The 16,637-nt window shown below is 45.9% G+C and carries 13 protein-coding genes and 1 pseudogene; 4 read left to right on the top strand and 10 right to left on the bottom strand.

What is annotated here, in order from left to right; all coding sequences use genetic code 11:
* A complete protein-coding gene (gene pheS, locus ASG93_RS20965; protein WP_056834865.1) occupies window positions 1–1,035 on the bottom strand; it encodes a phenylalanine--tRNA ligase subunit alpha in 1,035 nt (344 codons plus the stop codon).
* Between the two features lie 524 nt (window positions 1,036–1,559).
* Between pheS and ASG93_RS20970 the strand changes: the two genes are divergently transcribed.
* The 4 genes from ASG93_RS20970 to glsA all read left to right on the top strand — a co-directional run bounded on the left by ASG93_RS20970 (window position 1,560) and on the right by glsA (window position 5,689).
* Window positions 1,560–1,988 carry a MarR family winged helix-turn-helix transcriptional regulator gene (locus ASG93_RS20970; RefSeq protein WP_056834867.1) on the top strand — a complete coding sequence of 143 codons (429 nt, stop codon included), beginning with the start codon at window positions 1,560–1,562 and terminating at the stop codon, window positions 1,986–1,988.
* Between the two features lie 64 nt (window positions 1,989–2,052).
* Window positions 2,053–3,675 carry an MDR family MFS transporter gene (locus tag ASG93_RS20975; protein WP_082615017.1) on the top strand — a complete coding sequence of 541 codons (1,623 nt, stop codon included), beginning with the start codon at window positions 2,053–2,055 and terminating at the stop codon, window positions 3,673–3,675.
* A 113-nt stretch (window positions 3,676–3,788) separates the two neighbouring features.
* Window positions 3,789–4,709 (top strand): aldo/keto reductase, encoded by a 921-nt coding sequence (locus ASG93_RS20980; RefSeq protein WP_056834870.1) that lies wholly within the window; start codon window positions 3,789–3,791, stop codon window positions 4,707–4,709.
* Window positions 4,710–4,735: 26 nt separating this feature from the next.
* Entirely contained in the window at window positions 4,736–5,689 is a 954-nt protein-coding gene (gene glsA, locus ASG93_RS20985) for a glutaminase A (protein ID WP_056834872.1), read from the top strand.
* A gap of 403 nt (window positions 5,690–6,092) precedes the next feature.
* Here the strand turns inward: glsA and ASG93_RS20990 are convergent, their stop codons facing one another.
* The 9 genes and pseudogenes from ASG93_RS20990 to ASG93_RS21025 form a co-directional block, all read right to left on the bottom strand.
* Window positions 6,093–7,787, bottom strand: coding sequence for an alpha-galactosidase (locus tag ASG93_RS20990; RefSeq protein WP_082615000.1), 1,695 nt, complete (start codon window positions 7,785–7,787; stop codon window positions 6,093–6,095).
* 9 nt (window positions 7,788–7,796) lie between these two features.
* Window positions 7,797–9,359 carry a glycoside hydrolase family 76 protein gene (locus ASG93_RS20995; RefSeq protein WP_235550935.1) on the bottom strand — a complete coding sequence of 521 codons (1,563 nt, stop codon included), beginning with the start codon at window positions 9,357–9,359 and terminating at the stop codon, window positions 7,797–7,799.
* A 98-nt stretch (window positions 9,360–9,457) separates the two neighbouring features.
* The gene (locus ASG93_RS35945; protein WP_056834875.1) at window positions 9,458–10,489 is read right to left on the bottom strand and encodes a glycoside hydrolase family 76 protein; all 1,032 of its coding nucleotides are present in this window, start codon (window positions 10,487–10,489) and stop codon (window positions 9,458–9,460) included.
* A 66-nt stretch (window positions 10,490–10,555) separates the two neighbouring features.
* Window positions 10,556–11,734: a glycoside hydrolase family 76 protein gene (locus tag ASG93_RS35950; protein ID WP_235550922.1), complete on the bottom strand. Its 1,179-nt coding sequence runs from the start codon at window positions 11,732–11,734 to the stop codon at window positions 10,556–10,558.
* A 30-nt stretch (window positions 11,735–11,764) separates the two neighbouring features.
* A complete protein-coding gene (locus ASG93_RS21010; RefSeq protein WP_056835161.1) occupies window positions 11,765–12,601 on the bottom strand; it encodes a carbohydrate ABC transporter permease in 837 nt (278 codons plus the stop codon).
* Between the two features lie 45 nt (window positions 12,602–12,646).
* The gene (locus tag ASG93_RS21015; protein ID WP_082615018.1) at window positions 12,647–13,492 is read right to left on the bottom strand and encodes a carbohydrate ABC transporter permease; all 846 of its coding nucleotides are present in this window, start codon (window positions 13,490–13,492) and stop codon (window positions 12,647–12,649) included.
* A gap of 92 nt (window positions 13,493–13,584) precedes the next feature.
* Complete coding sequence (locus ASG93_RS21020; RefSeq protein ID WP_056834880.1) at window positions 13,585–14,913, bottom strand: ABC transporter substrate-binding protein; 1,329 nt, start codon at window positions 14,911–14,913, stop codon at window positions 13,585–13,587.
* A 75-nt stretch (window positions 14,914–14,988) separates the two neighbouring features.
* Window positions 14,989–15,221: pseudogene (locus tag ASG93_RS36485) on the bottom strand (glycoside hydrolase family 125 protein); the annotation flags it as partial.
* A gap of 179 nt (window positions 15,222–15,400) precedes the next feature.
* A complete protein-coding gene (locus ASG93_RS21025; RefSeq protein WP_056834882.1) occupies window positions 15,401–16,531 on the bottom strand; it encodes a GntR family transcriptional regulator in 1,131 nt (376 codons plus the stop codon).
* Window positions 16,532–16,637 lie beyond the last annotated feature (106 nt).

The raw sequence follows: 16,637 nt of genomic DNA on the forward strand, positions 1-16,637 counted from the left end.
TTACAAGTGTAAGAATTGCTTTAAGAACCGCAAATCGTTCGTGTAGAAATGACGAATATCTTCAATCCCGTATTTCAGCATCGCAATGCGCTCAACGCCCATTCCAAATGCAAATCCTGTGTATTCCTTCGGATCATATCCACCCATCTCCAGAACGCGTGGATGTACCATGCCCGCTCCGAGGATTTCTAACCAGCCCGTTTGTTTACAAGTACGGCAGCCAGCGCCGCCACACATTGCACAGCTCACATCCACTTCAACGCTCGGCTCTGTGAATGGGAAGAAGCTTGGGCGCAAGCGAATTCTCGTCTCTTTGCCGTACATCTCTTGAACGAATTGAAGCAAGGTTCCTTTCAGATCACTCATCCGTACGTTACGGTCGATGACCAGACCTTCGATTTGGGTAAACATATGGGAATGTGTCGCATCGTCATCATCGCGGCGGTATACTTTGCCCGGACAAATGATTTTGATCGGAACTTCCCCTTTGCGTTTCTCCATCGTTCTAACTTGAACTGGGGAGGTTTGTGTACGCATTAAAATCTCATCCGTGATATAGAACGAGTCCTGCATATCCCGAGCTGGGTGATCCTTCGGCAGATTAAGCGCCTCAAAGTTGTAGTAGTCCTGCTCTACCTCTGGACCTTCAGCGACTGTGTAGCCCATCCCTATGAAGATGTCTTCAATTTCTTGAATAACTTTGCTTAAAGGATGCACAGCACCTTGCTGTGACGGACGACCTGGCAGTGTTACGTCAATCATTTCCGCACGCAAACGGTTTTCGGTTTCTTGCTGTTGGTACGCTGCTTGCTTCTCTTCAATAACGGCTTCAATCGCTGTACGAACGTCGTTCGCTACTTGGCCGATAACCGGTCTTTCTTCCGCACTTAATGCGCCCATACCGCGTAGAACTTCGGTTAACGGCCCTTTTTTACCCAAATACTTGATACGTAAATCGTTCAGCTCCTGCTGACTTTGTACGCCGCTTAGCTCCTGCAGCGCTTCCTGCTTCAAAGCTTCTAACCGCTCTTTCATCGAAATCCCTCCTGAATTAGGCCCCTGAATCACCCTAAATGAAAACACAAAAAAGACTTTCCGCTCCCTCACAAGGGACGAAAAGCCGTGGTACCACCCTAATTAGATTCGTTCATTGGTATAGGCCAAAAGAAACGATTCTCACTTCATTTCAGATAACGGACGATGTGTCCGGTTCCCTCTAATTAGAAGCCATTGGTTAAGCTTCCGTTCAAAGGACTGCTCGGGAGCGAACTTCAGCAGCCTGATTCTCGGGGATAGCTCTCAATCAACGGCTTTCCCTCCCTGTCAAGAAGCACTGCGTACTCTTCTCCGTCAAAGCATTTTCACGTATATGTATCAATTATTATATGCAAGATATGCCTGATATGCAAGTTAACTAGCCTCGGATACTGAATTTCCCTATTGACTTCGGATCATCATCGGCGTATATTTTATTTAAACAGTTTAAACATTAATTCATATAAATATTTTATTGTTTAATGATTTGACACTTTAATAAAGCGGTAAGGGAGGTTTTATAAATGGAAGATGAATTGCTTGCTTATACGAATCGGTTCCGCACAACATTTGAAACCGCACATCGGAAAATTGGCCATATAGTACTTAGTCAGTTAAATTCGGAGTTAACGAAGCCACAAATATTCATGTTATTCATGATTTCTAAAGAAGGCGCTCCGAAACAAACTCATCTCGCTGATAAACTGGGCGTTAAACCGAGTGCAATCACCGTTATGATTGATCGACTTGTCCAGAGTGGGCATGTTATTCGTAAACACCATGAGACAGATCGACGGATTGTGCTGGTTGAAATAACCGAAACCGGGAAGGCCATACTCAAACAAGCAGAAGATGTCCAGAAAGAAGTAATTGCTCGCGGACTATCACAACTTCCCCCGGAAGAAATGCGCATTCTTGTGAGTGCCTTTGAAAAGCTTACTAATTATTATTAATTTCATCATTATTCAAGGAGTGGTACAAGTGGAAACTATACAAAAAACAGCTTCAGAGAAATCCATAGAAGCAGAAGGACCAGAACTCAAAAATCGAGGTCTCCTGCTTACCGGTCTTATCATTGCTATGCTATTTGGCGCATTGGACGGTACAATTGTTGGAACTGCAATGCCGCGTATCGTCGGTGAATTCGGCGGTCTTGGCCTCATGGCTTGGTTGACTACTGCTTACATGTTGACATCAACAGTTGTCGTTCCTATTGCAGGTAAACTTGCCGATTTAATTGGTCGTCGTGTCATCTATGTAACAGGTTTAGTCATCTTTATCGCGGCTTCCGCCTTATGCGGGATGTCTCAGAATATGACCGAACTGATTCTGTTCCGCGGTTTGCAAGGTCTTGGCGGCGGTATTATGATGCCAATGGCGATGATTATTATCGGGGACTTATTTACTGGTAAACAACGTGCCAAATGGCAGGGCGTTTTCGGTGCAATCTTCGGTCTTTCATCGGTTATTGGTCCCCAAATCGGCGGTTGGATCGTTGACGCATTGGACTGGCGCTGGGTGTTCTACATCAACCTTCCTGTCGGTATCCTTGCTGTTGTCTTAATTGCAATTGCCTTACCAAAGCATAAAGCAAACGGCAAAGTGAAATTCGATATTCCGGGTATTGTCACCATGATTGTAGGGGTTGTCAGCTTATTGCTTGCTTTAACATTTGGCGGCAAAGACTTCGCTTGGTTCTCTTGGCAAATCATTGGGCTTTTTGCATTGGCTATTGTATCCTTGGTTTCCTTCGTATTTATTGAAAGCAAAGCAGAAGAGCCGATCCTTCCTGTTCGATTATTTAAAAATAGAACATTTACAACCATTAACGGTGTAGGGTTCCTTATGGCTGTCGGTATGTTCGGAGCTATTATGTTCGTTCCTCTCTTCATGCAAGGCATCGTCGGAATCAGTGCTTCAGCATCAGGTACAGTGATGACGCCGCTCATGATTACGATGATTGCAGCCAGCATCGTTTCCGGTCAATTCATTCAAAAAATCGGCGTTCGTAAACAAATGCTTGGCGGGATGATTATTATGGCTATCGGCTTCTATTTCCTTGGGACAATGGGCATAAGCACGACGAAGTTGATTGCTTCAAGCTATATGCTGATTCTAGGTCTGGGAATGGGTCTAGTTATGCCAATCCTAACACTCGCTTTACAAGAGAGCTTCCCGAAATCCGAGCTTGGTGTCGTTACATCCTCCAGTCAATTCTTCCGTCAAATTGGCGGTACATTCGGTATGACGATTCTCGGAGCCATTATGAATCACAAGTCAACTGTGCTGTTAGAGCAAGATCTAACTCCTGTTGTCAATAAGCTTCCCGCGGAAGCAGGCGGGCTGGCTACACAGATGACGGATATGATTCATACCAACCCACAAGCCTTATATTCTTCCTTACTAAGTCCTGAGTATTTGGCCAAAATGCCAAAAGAATTCGTAGACCACATGCTGCCAATTCTAAAAAACGCCCTGGTTACATCGCTTCACCAAGTGTTTATTGTAGGGCTAGTATTCGTTTTACTCGGGGCTGTTCTGACACTATTTATCGGTAACATTAAAGTATCTGACCGTAAATCTAAAAAATCAGATGACAAAAAAGAAAACGAAAAAGAACTTTCACCAGGACTCGCTTAATACAATCAGGCTCTTTTCTCTTCAGGGAGAGGAAAGAGCCTTTTTTCTTTTTGACACGGAGCAAGCTATAGCGTTTAATAAACTTGGATACCTTAAAAAGGAGAGTGCTCGCCATGAAATATCGCAGACTTGGTAAAACGGATTTGAAAGTTTCCATCGTTGGTGTTGGGACTTGGCAGTTCGGCGGAGAGTGGGGACTTACCTACACGCAAGCTGAAGCAGATGCTATTCTCGATCAAGCAGCTGAACTTGGTATAAATCTGATCGATACAGCAGAATGCTATGGTGACCATCTATCCGAATCTCTTATCGGTAACTACTTATCTCGGCGCAAACGCGAGAACTGGATCGTGGCTACGAAATTTGGCCACCATTTCCACGATCTGTTCACCCGAACAGATGATTTCAGTTCCGAAGGCGTTGTTAAACAACTGGATGATTCTCTGAAAGCTTTGCATACGGACTATATTGACTTATATCAATTCCATTCCGGACCTGATGATTTATTTGATAATGATGATCTTTGGACGACTTTGGACAAACAAGTTCAAGCCGGGAAAATCCGCCATTTGGGAACATCCATTGGTAGTAATGCTAATATTCATCAAACAGAAGCCTCCAGCAAGGTCAATTCCAAAGCCATTCAAGTCGTGTACAATCGATTGGATCGAGCCCCAGAAGAGCTTGTTTTCCCTTCCTGTGTGAATCAAGATCTTGGCGTTCTAGCACGTGTTCCTTTGGCTAGCGGCTATTTGAGCGGCAAGTATAAGCCTGGTGCGGTGTTCGGAAATACTGATGTTCGCCATCGACATGATGCCGAGAGTGTGAAACAGAAGCTTGAGGACGTGCAGCGCATCCAAAAAGAAGAAGTTCCTGAAGGAATGGATATGGCCAAATGGGCATTAGCTTGGTGTTTGAAGCATGATGCGGTTACAACGGTCATTCCAGGTTGCAAAAACCCAGAACAGGTTATTGCGAATGCAAGCGCAACGGAGCTTATCAGCGATAACCACCCGCAGGCTTGGAAAGCTTAAACGAATAAGGAAGGGATGACTTCTGAATGAGTCATACACAACACGCAGAAACATGGAAGCATCTCAATGAAAACTTATCGAAATGGGTTACGGAGAGCAAGGAACATACATCAGACGGACATGTGGCTTCCTACATTCCTGAACTTGCAAACGCTCCAGCCGATGTCCTTGGTATCTGTATAATGGATGCCAATGGAAATATCTCTGTGGCTGGCGAATCTGATTTCCGTTTTACTTTGCAAAGTATTTCGAAAGTATTTACACTCATTTTGGCGTTAATGGATAACGGTGAAGAGATTGTTTTCTCCAAGGTGGGGATGGAGCCTACCGGTGACGATTTCAACTCCATGCTAAAGCTCGAACTTGTTGAGCCCGGCATTCCTTTCAACCCGCTTATCAATGCTGGAGCCATTGCGATCTCATCCTTGATTGCAGGCAGTGATACTAAGGAGCAAGTTGAACGGATTCTCCTTTTTTTCCGCGACATTGCTCATAATCCTTCACTTGAAATTAATCAAAATGTGCTCCGATCTGAGTCGGATACCGCACACCGGAATCGTTCGTTAGCTTACTTCCTGAAAGACAACGGTGTGCTGGATCGCGACGTGGAGGACGTCCTCCACGTCTATTTCAGCCATTGTGCCGTCGAAGTGAGTTGTACCGACTTGGCTAGAATGGCCCTCGTTCTAGCGCATAATGGCGTAGATCCGATTCGTAATCAACGCCTTATCCCGCGGCGATTCGTGCAGATCGCTAAGACGTTCATGTTTACCTGTGGTATGTACAATGCCTCTGGTGAATTCGCTATGAACGTTGGGCTGCCCGCCAAAAGCGGGGTGTCTGGCAGCATCTTGACGATGGTACCGGGACGATATGGTATCGGCTTGGTTGGCCCCGCGTTGAACCGCAAAGGCAACAGCACAGCTGGAGTTCACCTTCTGGGAACGCTGTCACAGGAATTTGATTGGAGCTTATTTTAGGCTGTGCCCAAGACATAATGCCTAACATACGCTTGATTATCCGTTCCAGCCAAAAGTAGCTAAATAACCTATAAAAGGTCTAAAAATGTTGTACAGAATACAACATCCTTAGTATTTCAAGCAGAAATCAAGAAAATTGTTGTACGCAGTACAACTTGCTCATCTAGTCCATGCATGCTAATACGGGGTAAACCTCGGTTCAGCTTCGGCTATGGCTATGGCCTTTGCTTTTGTTTTGGCTTACACAGCTTCAAAAGAACCTTCCCATTAGTCGGGAAGGTTCTTTCGCCTTTTCGGGTATTTTCGTGGCAATTCTGGTACTTCTGGTACTTCTGGTACTTCTGGTACTTCTGGTACTTCTGGTACTTCCGGGGTTACTGAGGTATGTCAGGAAAACAATTGATTAGTTCAATGGAATCAACTGGAACGTCATATTATCCGCGGCGGAATACGGCCATTGAATCATTTTACCGCCAGCGATAAGTGAGTTATTGGCTACATTTAGTGACTTACCGGATAGCCTGTTAATAATTTTGAAATAACCGCCGCCTACGCCCTGAATTTCCCACTGATCATTGAGTGTCGAGCCGAAATCCCATTGGATCACGTCTTCACCGTCCATCAAGGAGGCGTTTTTGACAGCCATTGCCTTACCGCTCTTCACGTTGATAATTTTATTAATGCCTGCCGTTGTCGATGTAATCACCCATTGATCATTTTGCGCAGTGCCGTAATCCCATTGGAATATTTTCGCTCCATTGTTTAAGGCAGCTGCTTCAACGGCAACGGATAAGCCCGTCGATTTGGGTACGATTCGGTACGTTTTACCTGAGATAAAGGAACCGCTCGTTGTTTCTGATCCCGTCAATTTCACCATAACCGTCCCATGAGAAGGTATATTCACGGTGTAGCTGTTAGTAAACGATCCCTTCTCGGTCTTGGACCATAAATCCCTGATGCTAGCGGTAGCATTGAGACCAATGCTCGAAAAATTGACCGTCATGTTCGCAGCCGCACCTGTACGATTAAACAACACAACCGCACGCGTTCCAGTAGTCTGCAGTTTTTTGGAGTACACCTGCAATCCTCCGAGATCAGTTACTAAGATGCCTTGGCTGCCAAGCGCATCCTGATTTACTGCAATTACTTCAGAATTCATAAGTGTATCTTTCGTGAATTGACTCATCGCGCTCAAATTATTTCCCGCAATCAATGGCGAAGCCATAATCGTCCACATCGAGAAATGCGAACGGTATTCCGTATCCGTCATGCCTCCACCGAAGACGGCGCCTGTTCCATAATTGCCGACCATGAGCATATCTGCGTTATTCCAGCCTTTGGTAGGCCTCGCAAAATCGGCAAGCGGAGCGTTCTGATCAATGATCCAAGTTACTCGGTCCCAGTAGTCGAAGATATCGTCCGTTGTCCTCCACATATTGCCCGTAGCCGCACCCCACACCCAAGGTTTGTTGATGCCCCAATTGCAAATGCTGAATAGGATGGGCATTCCCGAGTTAGCGAGCGCATCCCGGATGATCGTATACCTGGTTTGCGGATCCATGCCCCCATTGTCGCACCAATCAATCTTGACGTAATCCACGCCCCAGGAAGCAAACGTATTCGCATCCTGTACTTCATGCGAATACATCCCTGGTCTTCCGGCACAAGTAGTAAATCCGGCATCCGTGTAGAGACCGAATTTTAAACCTTTGCTATGCACATAGCTCGCAAGTGATGCCATCCCACTTGGGAATTTGGCCGGATCGGCGATAATGGTACCGTCGCTGGTTCGACCTGTTTGCCAGCAATCATCGATCACAATATACTTGTATCCGGCTGCCTGCATACCGCTGCTTACCATTGTATCGGCTGCTTGTTTAATTTTCACTTCATCCACGTTACAAGCATAAAAGTTCCAGCTATTCCAACCCATAGGTGGAGTTGGCGATAAGCCATTATTTAAGGCAGAGGCCATTTGCGGAGCGATGCTGCCTGACAGGACAATAGGCAATGCAAGCAGGAAAGCGAGTAGGATTTGCACGATAAAATGAATTTTTTTCCGAGTCGATTTCCCATAAAAAACCTCCATTTTGGACATAAATTGGGCTTACAAGCCATAAAGTTGGTCTACATTCAGCCAGTTATTGTTTCCTTTCGAGGTGTCATAGCCAAGTTGTATCGTATTCGATCCTGCTTGAAGGGATATGGTCATAGAAACGGTGTTCCAGCTGCTCCAGCCGGAAGTTCCAGAAAAGTTCAAATTAGCAGCCACGTCTACACCATTTACTTTGACGTATCGGCTCGCATTGCCGGTGCCTGCTGCATATCGGAACGTAATCGTCTTCGTTCCCACATTATTCTGATTCACATAGAAATCAAGCGATGTTCCGTTGGTATTCCAACCTGCGACATAGCCTCGGCCATTAAATCCAATCTGTGTACTTTCGTTGATCATGCCAACACCGCTGGCTAAGGTGCGCTGGGCATTTTCTGCTTCATAAAGACCGTTCCCCGCAATATTGCCCGTATAATTATCTGAAGGAACGAACTGAAGAATAGATGCGCCCGCAGCTGCAGTTAGGCTTTGGATATAGGCGGAGCCAGTAGGAGCCGTCCAATCACTTCCGATAATGCCGTCCGAAGTTCTTCTATGATTCCATGCTTGCGTAGCATTTTGCTGTAAAAAGTTTAGATATTGCGATTGGCCTGCTTGTACGCGAAGCTGATTCAGATTGCGAGCAAAGATCATTTTAAATCCAGGAGCATCATTCTCCCCTTCGTACATCAAGGTAGTAGCCGCAGTCATTTTATCTATCACATATCCAGCTGCATTATTCGCATCCGTTAGGTAGCTGCTCGTACCAGTAGCCCCATATAAAGCGGTCGCCGCTCCAAGAAAAGTTCCGTAGTTGTAGGTGAAATCCCAATCCTTGACGATACCCGCTCCAGTACCTTCCATGTGATCATTTACTTTACTGCCATTGACCAACTTCGTTTTGATCCAAGTGTACATTTGCTGGGCTTTCGTTAGATAAGTGTTGTTATTATAGGCATTTTTTAGCTTAATAGCCATCATCACCATAGGAGCATTGGTAGCCATATTTTTCTGAGCATTGCTGCTGATCGCTGGGCTTGTTGCATCCTTTCTCCACCAGATTCCTCCTCCGTAATAGGTCGTATCCCAGTAAGCGTAGACTTGATCGAAAAGAAAGGATCCGCGGTTCAAATATTCTTGCGTACCGGTAATTTCGTATGCACGCAGACAAGCAAGCGCCCACCATCCAAGGTCATCATTGAATTGGTTATCAATCATGTTCGTATATTTTGCATTGAAACCGGTGTAAATATCATCGATCATTGTGCGGTAAGTGCTGTTTCCCGTCCGCTGATAAGCATCCATGACCGTTTCCCACATCTGAGCCTCCCACCAGAAATCGGTGTACAGTCCTCCGTCGGGTCCAAAAGCATGAGCAGCATGTATGAGATGATCGCTGTTCGTGTAGAAGTATTTAGCGTTAGCATCGTAGAATACGTTTACTAATGAATTCATTGCGGTATCTGCATTCGACGCTGTGAAAGCAGATGCACGATTTGCACCTCCCCAAACGGATAGGAAAAGGGCCACTACCAAACTCACACTTAACCATTTGACAGTTGATCTTTTTTGCATGATCACATAAAACAACTCCTTTTCTCATTTAAAATTAGCTGCTGTGAGTGCGCTTTCAAAAATTTTAAATTTCACCTCCCTTCCGCACCAATTTGTCTCTACTTCGTTTGAAGTGAAGCATACGCCTCCAGTAACATAACCCCGCTTAGCATCACACTTAACTGAATGGAGCCTTCAGGGGGCTTTCTCCAATCTGTGCCGACACGTCCGATGCCATCTAGGCCATTCTCCATAAGCATGATTGCATTTTGCTCAATAAGCTTAGCCGGCAGCTCAAATTCGGGGTAAATCTCCGTCAAATTCAGCAGATACCTGATCAGTATCCCTTTGAATAAACCTGTATCGTCGATTCCTTCATCGGGCAGCATCCCTGCAGCAATGTCGCACAATCGGTTTTTCACCGCAGCTGCCGTTCGGCAGGCATCCTCCAGATAAACTGAATCCCCTGTACAGATGTATAATTCGATGCCAGCACCGATGAAGACGCCCTGACAATAAGTAAACTGCCAGTCCTTATCTATCTTCTCGTCGCCGAGTCGATTGATGCCATCGAATACGAATCCATCAACGGGATCGGTTAACGTCCTTCTGTTCCAATCATAGATTTTTTGCGCCCAAGCCAAATCCGCTTCATCGCCAAATCGTTGAAACAATCGCACTGCTAGGATAACGGCTGGAGCATTAGCTGGCGTGTTTTTGTAATCCAGCTGATTTTTTCGCCAAGCAATCCCTCCGCCCATATGCTCATTCCATCCGCCTCGAATGTCTTCCCACAAGTCGGCAACGCTCTCCCGGTACATCTGGGCACCTGTCAAGTCGTAAGCCCTTAGCCAAGCCAGCGCCATCCACTGCATGTCATCATAATACTGATGGCGAAACGTTCCTCCATTAGAGCGAAGAATGCCGTGGAACAGCTGATCTAAACGGTTTGAATATTCCGCATTGCCAGTTCGCACATAGCCGTCAAGGATGACATCCGCAGCATGCGCTTGCCACCAATAATAGTAATTTTCGTCAGGTCGATTGACACTTAAACTGTCGTCCCATTGATTCATAATCTGTGTATCCGGATTCCAATAAAGATTGTGCAAAGTCGTTTGCAGTTGTTCAGCCATCGCTGCTGCATTCATCTATCCCTCGACTCCTCTGTGTAGAAAATAAAAGGGCAGATTCTCGGCTGCCCTGTTCTTAATGCCTTAGTTCTGTTTCAGCAATCCTTGCTTCTCCAACGCAGCCATTCGCTCCAGCAGCATAACACCGCTTAGATTCACACTCAAATCCTCAGCAGGCTCAGGTGTTGCCGCCCATGATTTACTGAACATGACGCGCTGCTCATCTCTCCCGTATTTCCAAAGGCTGTCTGCATTCGTTACAAGAAGCTCAAGCGACTCCTTCTGACCAGGGTCCGCAAGAACAAGCTCTGCCAAATAACGCACGTATATGCCTTTGAATAACCCGCCATCTCCATTGCTTTCACTAGGAAGCATACCTGTTGCCGGACTTGTCAATCTGAGCTTCGATGCTTGAGCAGTCCGGGCCGCATCCGCCAGATAGCTCTTGTCCCCAGTCGCTTGATACAGCGCAACCCCTGCTCCGATGTAAACACCTTGGCAATAGGAGAATTCCCAGCTCTTATCAATCTTGCCGTCTCCCTCGCGGTTTTTCCCATCCCAGACGAAGCCCGTATCTGGATCAACGAGATTGGCCTTCTGCCAATCGTAAATCTTTTTCGCCAAAGCTAGATCCTCCGACTTGCCGAACTGCTTATATAATCTAGCAGCTAAAATGACTGCTGGAGCATTCGCCGGCGTATTCTTATAATCAAGCTGCGGCTTACGCCATGCAATGCCTCCGCCTTGCTCTTCGTTCCAGCCCGTCTTAATATCTTCCCAAAGCTCGAGCGAAGCTTCCTTGTATTTCTCATCGCCTGTAACGTTATAAGCACGGAGCCAAGCTAAAGCCAACCATTCCATATCATCGTAAAAATCATTCGGCCATACGCCGCTATTGCGGTCCAGTATCCCCTGATACATGTTCGCCAGGTAGCCCTTATACGCTGCATCGCCGGTTCTTGCATAAGCGTCCACTAACGTATCTACACCATGCGCTTGCCACCAATAATGGAACTTCTCATTGCATAAATCGTTGCAAGGCGACAAATTATCGAATAAGTTCAGCTTTCCGTTCCAATATTGCTTAAGCAACCCGGCTTGAGCTAAATCCGCACGCCGCTCCCAGGTTTCTCTATTTGTGCTCACTTGCACATCGGTCATCTTATTGTTTTTGTCCATTGTCTCCACTCCCCAGCTAGCAGCCACGATGATGCCTATCCCAACAATCATCAGGGCTATGATCATTCTTAATCGAATTGTCAATTCGCTTCACCTATCTGTCCGACTTTCGTACTATCCCTTCGTTCCTGTAAAAGCGATTCCTTGCACAAAATACTTCTGCAGCAGCAAGAACAAAATCAGTATCGGCACTACCGCAATTAAAGCACCTGCCATCAACGGGCCGAAGTCGACCTGTTTGTTATAAGTAAAAGCAGCTAAGCCTAGCTGAATCGTTTTCTTGGCAGGGTCGTTAAGCATAATGAGCGGACCGAGAAAGCTGTTCCAGCCTGCTTGAAAGGTAAATATACCGAGTGTAGCCAACGCCGGCTTCGCGAGCGGAATATAAATGTTCCAAAAGATACGAAGCTCTCCGCTGCCTTCAATTCGGGCCACTTCTTGCAAATCACTAGGTAAAGAAACGAAAAATTGCCTCATAAAAAATACCGCAAAGGAACCCGACGCTCCTGGCAAAATAATCGCCCAAAATGAATTGAGCAAGCCGTTGCCGCCACCGCCCAGCCAATCATTCCCTCCCATTAAAGGAATGTGCTTCAGCACGAAAAATTGCGGGATCATCGTCACAACACCAGGTATCATCATGGCAGCGAGCAGAATTTTGAACATCATATCTCTTCCGCGGAAATGAAGCTTAGCGAAGGCATAGCCGCTTAAAGAGCCAAAAAGCAAGTTGAAGAGCACGCCCATGAACGCAAGGTAAAATGAATTCCAGAAATAAAGGCCGAATGGAACGAGCTCAAACGCCTTGCGATAATGCTCAATCGTTATGCTGGAAGGAATCCATTGAATCGGCAGCATGAAAATCTCTTCATCCGACCGGATTGAAGTGATAAGACTCCATACAAACGGGACGACCATGATGATGCAGACGGCGATGGAAATGATATACATGATTGTCGTTTGCCAATAGTATTGCTGTTTCACGTTCCATCCCTCCTAGATCACGGATTCCTCTTTGTTTAGTCTCATATTAATGAGCGAAAATACTAAAATAATAATAGATAACGCAAACGCCATCGCATCGGCATAGCCCATCTGGAGCTGGTTGAAGCCCTGCTGATAAATGTGATAAACCGTTGTTTTCGTCGAGTTGGCGGGGCCGCCCTTGGTCAATACGAACGCCTGGTCAAACAACTGCAGCGCGCCAATAATGGCCATTGTACTTACGAAAAAGGTGGTCGGTCTCAGCACTGGCCAAGTAATATAGCGAAAGGACTGCCAAGCATTAGCTCCGTCCAACTTTGCGGATTCATACAGATGTTCGGGTACCCCGTTAAGTCCCGCTAAATAAATGATCATGTTCGAACCAACGGATTGCCACAAGGTCACTAACACAATGGACAGCATGGCATAAGGCATTTCAGCCAACCAGGAAGGTCCTGTGATTCCAAATTTGCTCAGGATATCGTTCACGAGTCCGAACTCTGGGTTTAACAGCCATATCCACACCGTGGCCGCAGCAACGCCAGAAGTTAACGTTGGCAAGTACCCGGCTGTACGAAACAGCTTTACGCCGAAACGGCTGCGCATAAACAGCAAGGCCATCGATAAAGAGATGGCAATATTCAGCGGAATATAAAGGACGGAGTAAAACAAAACGTTTTTCAACGTCGTCCAAAAGATGTTATCTTCTGCTAGGCGCTTATAGTTATCCAATCCAACGAAATCGTTTTTACTCACAATGTCATAATTCGTGAAGCTTAAATAGAACGCCATGATGACCGGAATAATCGTAAAAATAATAAATAGCAAAATTGTCGGCGTAATAAAGAGATAACCCATCCTAGCTTGATGTCGACCCAGCTTGGTTATCGATGCCAAGAGAATTCCCCCTTCCACAAAAAGGGAGGGATGCCCCTCCCCCACATTTCTAGTTACTTCCCTGCTGCGTTCTGATCGAGCAGCTTATCACCTTGGTCTTGCCCCTTCTTTAGCGTTGTGGCCGCATCCTGCTTGCCTTGAATGAATAGCTCAATATTCGGCATCAGACCGTCGCCTTCCATAACCGAGTATCCTGGATGCTGCGGACGAATTTTCGCGAATTCCAATGTATCCATGAATGGCTTCCAGTTCGGATCATCCTTGAAGAACGGATCCTGTAGCGCTGGTTTGAAGCCCGGCAGGTTTAAGCTTGTTTTCGCCCATAGCAGCGCGTTGTCTTTATTCGCTAACCACCATTTCTCAAATTCCCATGCCTCGTCTTTATGCTTGGAGCCCGCTGGAATCACGAGACCGAAGCCGCCCATTACGCTTCCTTTGGCGCCGCCAGGTCCAGCTGGAGGAGGTACAACACCGAAATCAAGATCCTTGCCGTATTTCTTATAAGTTGAGAGCATCCATGGACCTGTATAAGTCATAGCTACTTTTCCTGTCACAAAAGCATCCGTGCCTTCGCCAAGACCTTTTTCAAACCCAACCTTATACACCTTATCCTTATTGATCAGCTTATCCCAGAAATCCAATACTTGTTTGCCTTGTTCATTATTGAAATTCGTTTTCCTCAGATCGCTTGTCATCATAGAGCCACCTGCTTGCTGCAACCACATATTGTACAGGCCATTATCCTGCATCGACATACCGGAGCGAACCAGCTTATCGCCTTCCCATACCGTTAACTGCTTAGCCGCATTCTCCAGCTCATCCCAGGTTTTCGGCGGCTGAAGTCCTTTCTCAGCAAACAACTTTTTGTTGTAAAACAATGCGCGTGCATCAACCGTCAAAGGAAGACCATACAGCTTACCCCCAGAGGAAAGCTCCTTTAAGGCTTCATCGTAATAATCGCCACGGTTAACGTTGTCTTTCTTCAAATAATCGTCGATCGGGTGAAGCACGTTCTTGGATGCATACAGCGAAGTCCGCCATCTGTCCCAGAACATAATATCAGGCGAGCCGCCTGAGGTAGCCGCTGTCAGAAACTTCGTGATCATATCTTCCTGCAGAACATATTTAACTTTAATCTTATCTTGCGATTTATTGAATGCATCAGCCATCATCACAAACTGCTTTTCACCTTCTCCGCCCCAGTCACCCCAGAATGTAATTTCTACCGGTGCTGTTTTGGTGGCGGCTGTCGAGGCTGCCGGTGCTGTCGTGGCCTCAGGCTTCTTGCTTTCAGCCGGTTGATCCCCGCCAGTTTTCGTGCTGCATGCTGCCAAACTAAATGTGAGCGAGAGAGCAGTTAAAACGGTCATCCATTTTTTCATGTTTCTTCCTCCCTTTTTAAGTAAACGTTATAAGTGCAGTTGCTATGTTAAAAGGGGTTCCACCCCCTGTATAACCTAAGATGAGTGCGATGCGTTCACGCGATCTTTCAGCAGCTTCTTAATCGATAAGCCGCATACGTCTAACACCAACTCGCTGAACATGGAGTTCTCCCAAGAGAACCATGGCCGCGTAATTGCAATGGATCGTCTACGTGGAAGCCCTCATGCATCAGTCCGGTTCCTGCATCGGTGTCGGCTAGTATATCAAGGATACGCAGCTTTTCCTCCCGGCTGGAAGCCGTAAGACCTTATCTATTCCGATAAATAAACCGCTTACATTTACGATTATATTGGTATGCACACGGTATGTCAATATATATTTATCATACTATTTATATATCATTTAAATCGTTTAATGTATCAATTAAAAAGAGACTACTAGATTAGCAGTCTCAAGTTTCGATATCCATGCTGATTTATTCACCGATCATTTGGAGGGTCCCGTTGACTCCCCAATGATTAGTTTGGCTTCCAGACTTATTTTATTGGTTACCTTCTCGCCTCGCTTCAGTTTTAACACATTCTCTACAGCGAGCTTGCCGATTTCATCTTCCGATTGGATCAGATGGGTAAAGCGATAGCCGCTGCCAAGCGTCGTAGGAGGGCTATCAAAACAAATAATTGAAATATCCTCAGGTATCTGAAGTCCCATTTGTTCCACGGCTGCCTTAGCTAATAGAGCAATATTATACTCCATAGCGAACAAGGCAGTAATTTGCGGATTGCTTCGCAGGTGCTCCTTAATCATATCGATATCTTTATCAATATTAGGTGAATGAAAAGAATTGGGCAGTGTTGAGGTGATTTCATCTAACCAGAGTGACCGGTCAACCATGACCCCGCGTTCCGCATGAGCTCGCACGAAGCCTTCAATACGGTCCTCAATAGCTGTAGTATCCATAGGCGGCGGCGTAAGTAAGCAAATCTGCTTATGCCCCAAATCAAGTAAATAGTCAGCACCCGTGCGAGCAGCGGTTATATTATCCGTACTAATCGAAGCCGCGGCTACCCCTTTGAGATGACGGTCAACTAGAACTAAGGGAAATTGTTGTATGACCAGCTTCAGAAGTTCATCATTATAGAACTCCCCTTGTGCAGGAAACACAATAATGCCATCCACGCCTAATTCAAGAAACGATCGAATAGCTTTTACTTCATTCTCAGGCACACCAAACGATCTGCGCAATACTAGAAAGCTATCGTGCTCAGCCGAAGCCTGCTCCATCCCATAAATCATCTCCGTACCGAAGGTATTGCCGAAATCCGTAATGACTAAGCCAATTAGCGTATGCTTCGTTCTTTCACCCACAGATAGTCCTTCAGAGGGAATTCCCCCGCCTTCCATGACAAAGGAGCCTCTCCCTGGCTTACGCACAATGAGACGTTCTTCTGCCAGCATCTCCAGCGCCTTTTTACTCGTGATACGACTCACGTTATATTCATCCGCCAGTTCCTTCTCGGAAGGAACGCGGTCTCCAACGTTATATTTACGTTGTATTATTTCTTCACGCAGCGTTTCGAATATTCGCTCGTAAATGGGTCTCGAATCCGTTGACAATGCTACCTACCCCCTGCACTCAACCAAATGTTATATCATACGATACCTTTAATATATCATGATATACGCATTTTGGATAGAGTCAGAAGGAAAGCTATTATTCTAT

The organism is Paenibacillus sp. Soil787, from assembly GCF_001429545.1.
GTDB lineage: Bacteria > Bacillota > Bacilli > Paenibacillales > NBRC-103111 > Paenibacillus_E.